Below are 6,893 nucleotides of genomic sequence, written 5' to 3' on the forward strand. Positions count from 1 at the left end.
ACCGGCAGCAGCGCCCCCGCGATGCGGCCGCCCGCGTACCCGGCGGCGACGGCGACAAGGGCCAGCAGCACGCCGTCCGGGCGTCCGCCGCCGAGCGCAGAGGTGACCAGCGCCCACGCCGCGCAGACCGCGAGCAGCGCCAAGCCGCTCGCGTCCGCCACCGCGTGCCGCTCCTCGGCCCGCCCGGCCGCCGCCACCGCCCCCGTCGGCCCCAACCCGCCCCCCAGATCCGTCCCCCACGGGCCCCCGGCGCGGCGTGATCAGGCTGCGCGGCAGGGGCTGGGCACACCGTAGCGGCTGGCGCCCCTGGTTGTGGACATCGTGCGCAGAAACGATCTGGCAGATGTGTGGAACGGGCACTTCGGCCTCCTCCCCGCCGGTGCCGACCGCGGTGTCCCGGCCCTGGTGACGGGCCGTACACTCCCCGAGTGACCGCCACCACCGCTCCCACCGGGACGCCGGAGCAGATCTCGCCGCCCGCCGGACCGACGACCCGCGCGCAGCGCCTCCGGCGCCGGCTGCTTCCGGCCGCGGGCGCGGTGCTCTCGGGCGTCCTGCTCTACCTCGGCTTCGCGCCGCGCGAGCTGTGGTGGCTCGCGCCCTTCGCGTTCGCGCTGCTCGGCCTCGTCCTGCACGGCCGCGGACCCCGCTCCGGGTTCGCCCTCGGCCTGCTCATGGGGCTCGGCTACTTCCTGCCGCTGCTCTCGTGGACGGGCGTCGACGTGGGGCCGCTGCCGTGGCTGGCCCTGGCCGTCGCCGAGGCGCTGTTCCTCGGCCTCGCGGGCCTGGGCATCGCCCTGGTGTCACGCCTCCCCGTGTGGCCGGTGTGGGCCTCCGGGGTGTGGCTGCTCCTGGAGGCGGCACGGGCGCGCTTCCCGTTCGAGGGCTTCCCCTGGGGCAAGGTCGCCTTCGGCCAGCCCACCGGGGCGTTCCTGCCGCTGGCCGCGCTCGGCGGCACCCCGCTGCTTGGCTTCGCGGTCGTCCTGAGCGGCTTCGGGCTCGCCGACGTGGTCCTCCGCCTCAGGCGGGCGCCGCGGACCCGGGACCGCGCCCTGGTCACCGCCGCCGTGCTCACCGTCGCGCCCGTCGCCGCCGGGGCGGCCGCGACGCCGCTGGTGTCCACGGAGGCCGAGCACGGCACCGCCACGGTCGCCGTGGTCCAGGGCAACGTGCCGCGCATGGGCCTGGACTTCAACGCCCAGCGCCGGGCCGTGCTCGACCACCACGTGCGCGAGACCCTGCGCCTGGCCGAGAAGGTCGAGCGGGGCGAGGTCCGCCGGCCCGACCTGGTCCTGTGGCCGGAGAACTCCTCCGACATCGACCCGTACAAGAACGCCGACGCGTACACCGAGATCGAGAAGGCGGTGAAGGCCGTCGGCGCCCCCGTCTCCGTGGGCGCCGTCGTCGAGGCCGAGGACGGCAGGCCCCGCAACCGGCAGATCCTCTGGGACCCGGAGAAGGGTCCCGGCGCCTTCTACGACAAGCGGCACCTCCAGCCGTTCGGCGAGTACATGCCCTACCGCGGCTTCTTCCGCCTCTTCAGCTCCGACGTCGACCGCGCCGGTGTCTTCGAACCCGGTACGAGGCCCGCCGTGTTCGCCATGGCGGGCACCGGCGTGGGTCCCGTGACGTGCTACGAGGCCGCCTTCGACGACGTGGTCCGGGACCAGGTGAACGAGGGCGCGCAGATCCTGTCCGTGCCGAGCAACAACGCCACGTTCGAGCGCAGTCAGATGACCTACCAGCAGCTCGCCATCGACCGGGTGCGCGCCGTCGAGCACGGCCGGGCCGTCCTGGTCCCGGTCACCAGCGGGGTGAGCGCCGTGATCCGCCCGGACGGGACGGTCGCCCAGCGGACCGGGATGTTCACCGCCGAGTCGCTGGTGGCCCAGGTGCCCAAGCGCAGTTCGCGGACGCTCGCGACCCGGCTCGGGGTGTGGCCCGAGGTGCTGCTCGCCGGCCTGGGAGTGGCCGGAATCGGCTGGGCGATCGCCCGCAGGCGGTCCGCCACCGGCGGCTAGGGTGCTGATCATGGCTACTCCAGACTTCATCACGACCCTGCGCGCCGAGGTGGGCCACCACCCGCTGTGGCTGCCCGGCGTGACCGCGATCGTCTTCGACGACGAGGGCAGGGTGCTGCTCGGACGCCGTGCCGACAACGGCAGGTGGTCCGTGATCGGCGGCATCCCGGAGCCGGGGGAGCAGCCCGCCGCGTGCGCCGTGCGCGAGGTCCACGAGGAGACCGCCGTGCGGTGCGTGGCCGAGCGGGTGGTCCTCGTGGAGGCCCTGGAGCCCGTCACCTACCCCAACGGCGACGTCTGCCAGTTCATGGACGTCACCGTCCGCTGCCGGGCCGTGGGCGGCGAGCCCCGCGTCAACGACGACGAGTCGCTGGAGGTCGCCTGGTTCCCGCTGGACCGGCTGCCCGAGCTGCACGAGACCGGACTCTTCCGGATCAAGCAGGCCATGGCGGACGGCCCCACCTGGTTCGCCCGCGACACCGAGTCCCCGGGGCCCGTGGAGACCGCGCCGGACAGCATGTAGCCTGCACGGACATTGACGGATGCTGTCCGCGCGGCCGCCCCGGCGCGCCGCCGAACCACGGAGGCGGGACGGGAGTTGAGCCGGAAGGCCTGCGGCGCCGCGGTGCGGGGGCTCGCGTGCGCGCTTCTGGCCTGGCCGGTCTGGCTCGTGTGGCACCTGAGCACGTACGACGCCACGAGCGTCGCCCGGTCCTGCTACGACGACACGGGCTGCGGCAGCGACCAGCTCGCGGCCCTGGCGCCGGAGCTCGGCACCGCCCTGGCCGTGCTGCTCGGCCTCGCCGGCGCGCGGTTCCTGCACCGCGCGACGCCGGGCGCGGTGACCGCGTTCAGCGCCCTCGCCGCCGCCGTCGGCTGGTACGACGCGGTGGCCGAAGGACGTGTCTCGTACGGCACCCTCACGGACTACACGCTGCTCGCGCCCGTCGGCCGGCACACCGTGACGGCCTGGCTGGTCTTCCTGTGGTCCGTGGTGGCCGCGGGCGCCCTGGCCGCCGTGTGGGGCGGCGCCGTCAGCCTGCGCAGGACCGCCGCGCTGCGCCGGGCACGCGCCTCCTTCACCACGGCCGCGGCGCGCCTGGAGGGCTGGCGGCCGGTGCGCGGCCGGCGCGGCGAGGTCACCGTCGTCTTCCACGACCGGCGCGGCGCCCGCCACGCGCCGCACGTCGTCGAGGACCGCGCCGCCCTCGCCCGGCTCGTCCTCGCGGTGTACGACCCCGAGCGCCCGGCCGACCCCGGCCGCACCCGGGTCGCCATCCCCCGGCAGCGGCGGCGGCGCCCGTCGTGAGGCCGGGGCCGTCGCCGCAGGGCCGGTCCGCGCCGCCGCGCGCCGCCCAGTAGCCTGAGGGCACGATGAACCGTTTGAGCACGTCATGGGGCACGTACGACCTCACACGCTTTCCCGAGGACCCGCGCGACCAGCTACGGGCCTGGTCCGCGGCAGACGCCTACCTGCTGCGGCACCTGGCGGGGGAGGAGGGCGGCGACCCCGTCGCCCTGGACGGCACCGTGGCCGTCGTCGGCGACCGGTGGGGCGCGCTGACCACTGCCCTGGCCGCGCACCGGCCCGTGCAGATCACCGACTCCTTCCTCACCCGGCAGGCGACCCTCGCCAACCTGGAGCGGGCCGGGCACGCGCCGGACCCGGCCCGGTTGCTCACCACGCGGGACACCCCGCCCGAGCGCGTCGACGTGCTGCTGGTCCGCGTGCCCAAGAGCCTCGCGCTCCTGGAGGACCAGCTCCGCCGCGTCGCCCCGGCCGTGCACGCGGGCACCGTGGTCCTCGGCACCGGCATGGTCACCGAGATCCACACCTCGACCCTCGACCTCTTCGAGCGGATCATCGGCCCCACCCGCACCTCGCTGGCCCGGCAGAAGGCCCGCCTGATCCTCACCACGCCCGCCCCGGACCGCCCCCGCGAGCCCAGCCCCTGGCCGCGCCGCTACGTGCTGCCCGCCGACTCCGGCGCGGGCGCGGGCCTGACCGCCGTGAACCACGCGGGCGTCTTCTGCGCCGACCGCCTCGACATCGGCACGCGGTTCCTCCTCCAGCACCTGCCGGCCTGCCACGGCGACGCCCACGTCGTCGACCTGGGCTGCGGCAACGGCGTGCTCGGCACGGCCGCCGCGGTCGCCAACCCCGAGGCCCGCGTCACCTTCGTCGACGAGTCGTACCAGGCCGTCGCCTCGGCGGAGGCAACCCTGGGGGCCAACGCCGCGGCCGCGAAGGCGGAGTTCCTGGCCGGGGACGCGCTCACGGCGGTGCCCGCAGCGTCCGTGGACCTCGTCCTGAACAACCCGCCCTTCCACAGCCACCAGGCGACGACCGACGCGACGGCCCAGCGCATGTTCCGCGGCGCCCGGGACGCGCTGCGGCCCGGCGGCGAGCTGTGGGTCGTCGGCAACCGCCACCTCGGCTACCACGTACGCCTCAAGCGGCTGTTCGGCAACGTCGAAGTTGCCGCCAGCAACCGCAAGTTCGTGATCCTGCGCGCGGTCCGGCGGCGATGACCGACGCGCTGTTCCCGCGCGAGCGCGCCGAGGTGGCCCCGGGCGCGGTGCACGTGCCCGGCTGGCTCGGCCCCGCCCGCCAGCGGGAGCTCCTCGACGCCTGCCGTGGCTGGGCGCGCCCGCCCGCGGGGCTGCGCACCGTGCGCCTGCCCGGGGGCGGCACGATGACCGCGCGCCAGATGTGCCTGGGCCGGCACTGGTACCCGTACGGCTACGCGCGCACCGCCGTCGACGGCGACGGCGCGCCGGTGAAGCCCCTGCCCGCGTGGCTCGCGCGCCTGGCCCGCGACGCCGTGCGGGACGCGTACGGGACCGGCGGCAGCGGCGCGGACGCCCCCGGGACGCCCGGCGGCAGCCACACCGCCGTCCGCGACGACGGCACGTACGGCATCGGGGACGAGGGTACGTACGGCGTCGCGGACAGCGGCGCCTACGACATCGCGCTGATCAACTACTACGACGTGGACGCCCGCATGGGCATGCACCGCGACAGCGACGAGAAGTCGCCCGCGCCGGTGGTCTCGCTCAGCATCGGCGACACGTGCGTCTTCCGGTTCGGCAACACCGAGACGCGTGGGCGCCCGTACACGGACGTCGAGCTGCGCAGCGGCGACCTGATGGTGTTCGGCGGCCCCTCGCGCCTCGCGTACCACGGCGTCCCGCGGATCCACCCGGGCACGGCGCCGCCCGGACTCGGCCTGACCGGGCGGCTCAACATCACGCTGCGGGTGAGCGGGCTCGACTGACGGCCCGCCGCCCGCTCACCGGCCGGCCGTCGCGCGGGTGCCCTCCAGAAGGTCGCGGAGCTGGGAGCGGGCGGTGACGCCCAGCTTGGGGAAGCTGCGGTAGAGGTGCGAGCCGACCGTGCGCGGGGAGAGGAAGAGCTTCTCGCCGATCTCCCGGTTGGTCAGCCCGCGGGCGGCGAGGGCGACGATCTGCCGCTGCTGCGGGGAGAGTTCGGCCAGCGCGTCGGGAGCCGCGTCCGCGACGCCGAGCCCGGCGGCGCGCGCCTCGGCCCGCGCGCGCTCGACCCAAGGGCGCGCGCCCAGACGCCGGAAGGCCTCCAGGGCCTCCGTGAGCGGCACCCGCGCCTCCGCGACGCGCCGACGGCGGCGCAGCCACTCGGCGAGGTCGAGCAGGGACTGGGCGCGTTCGAAGGGCCAGTGCGCGAGCACCGGGTCGGCCACCGCGGCCCGGAGGTGCGGCTCGGCGTCCTCGGGCGCGGCCAGCAGCCCCCGGGCCCGGTCGACCAGCGAGCGCAGGCGAGGGGAGGCGCCCTCCCCGAGCGCCGCCGCGCACCGCTCGACGACCGCGGCGGCGTCCTCGCGGTGGCCGCCGCGCACGCCGGCGGCGGCCAGCTCCGCCAGGGCCGGGTAGGAGGCGTGGTAGTGCACGGGCGCGCCGTCCGCCGTGAAGACCGGGCGGAGCTGCCCGTAGGCCGTCTCGTACGCGCCTTCCGCGGCGGGCGCGGCGGTCAGCGCGCGCCGGGCGTGAACGGCCACCGAGCGGCTCTCCAGCGGGTCGACCAGGCCGAGGGCGTCCTCGGCCCGGGCACGGGCCGCCGCCGTGTCGCCCTGGTGGGCCAGCACGGTGGCGTCCACGGCGGCCGCGCACGCCACGGCGTGGTCGAGTCCGGCCGCGCGGCCGACCTCGGCGGTACGGGCGCAGACCTCCCGGGCCTGGTCCCACCGGCCTCGTTCCACGAAGGCCCAGGCGACCGCGCCGCCCAGCCCCTCCGGCAGCCCCTCCCGGACCTGCCGGTCGGAGGCCTCGTCGAAGCAGCGGACGGCCCGCGGGGTCTCGTCCAGCAGCCACGCCATGATGCCCACGGCTGTCAGCCGCTCCGGCCGGGACCGCGCCTCGGCGGCCAACTCCGGCAGCAGCGGGACGAGTTCGGCTCGCTCCGCGTGCGGGTCCGTGACGGCCCTCACCCAGGCCCGCAGACCCGCGGACGCGGGCTCCTCGGGCAGGCGCCGCAGGACGTCCTGGACGCGGTGGCGCTGGGTGTCCTCCCCGCAGTAGAAGCGGGCCACGGCGGCGTCGGCCAGCAGGTCCAGCGCCGCCGCGGGCCGGGACGCCGCCGACTGCTCCGCCGCCGCGGTCAGCCGGGAGAAGACCGCGGTGTGGCGTGCGGTCAGGACCGCGAGCCGTCCGGTCCGCGCGGCGGCGGCCGCCAGGAGCGCCGGGTCGTCGGTGCGCGCGCGTGCCGCGGCGGCCAGTTCCTCGACCCAGGCGAGGTCACCGGTGAACACGGCCGCCGACGCGGCTTCGACCAGCAGCCGGGCGCTGTCCCGTCGCCGCGGTGCCAGGTCCGCGGCGCGCTGGAGCGCCGCGGCGGCC

At 76.7% G+C, this 6,893-nt stretch carries 6 protein-coding genes; 5 read left to right on the top strand and 1 reads right to left on the bottom strand.

Annotated elements, in window-relative coordinates:
• Nucleotides 1-428: 428 nt before the first annotated feature.
• The 5 genes from lnt to IE330_RS37390 all read left to right on the top strand — a co-directional run bounded on the left by lnt (nt 429) and on the right by IE330_RS37390 (nt 5,299).
• Entirely contained in the window at nt 429-2,021 is a 1,593-nt protein-coding gene (gene lnt / locus IE330_RS37370) for an apolipoprotein N-acyltransferase (RefSeq protein WP_190140639.1), read from the top strand.
• A gap of 10 nt (nt 2,022-2,031) precedes the next feature.
• Nucleotides 2,032-2,544 carry an NUDIX hydrolase gene (locus IE330_RS37375; protein ID WP_190140640.1) on the top strand — a complete coding sequence of 171 codons (513 nt, stop codon included), beginning with the start codon at nt 2,032-2,034 and terminating at the stop codon, nt 2,542-2,544.
• 75 nt (nt 2,545-2,619) lie between these two features.
• Nucleotides 2,620-3,330: a hypothetical protein gene (locus tag IE330_RS37380; RefSeq protein ID WP_190140641.1), complete on the top strand. Its 711-nt coding sequence runs from the start codon at nt 2,620-2,622 to the stop codon at nt 3,328-3,330.
• Nucleotides 3,331-3,395: 65 nt separating this feature from the next.
• Nucleotides 3,396-4,553, top strand: a complete 1,158-nt coding sequence (locus IE330_RS37385) for a methyltransferase (RefSeq protein ID WP_190140642.1) — start codon at nt 3,396-3,398, stop codon at nt 4,551-4,553.
• Complete coding sequence (locus IE330_RS37390; protein WP_190140643.1) at nt 4,550-5,299, top strand: alpha-ketoglutarate-dependent dioxygenase AlkB; 750 nt, start codon at nt 4,550-4,552, stop codon at nt 5,297-5,299. Before IE330_RS37385 ends, IE330_RS37390 begins: the two co-directional genes overlap by 4 nt.
• 15 nt (nt 5,300-5,314) lie before the next feature.
• Here the strand turns inward: IE330_RS37390 and IE330_RS37395 are convergent.
• Nucleotides 5,315-6,893 (bottom strand): helix-turn-helix domain-containing protein (locus tag IE330_RS37395; protein ID WP_190140644.1); only part of this gene is annotated, 1,579 nt, incomplete at its 5' end.

It is taken from the genome of Streptomyces longispororuber (genome assembly GCF_014656095.1).
Classification (GTDB): Bacteria; Actinomycetota; Actinomycetes; order Streptomycetales; family Streptomycetaceae; genus Streptomyces; species Streptomyces longispororuber.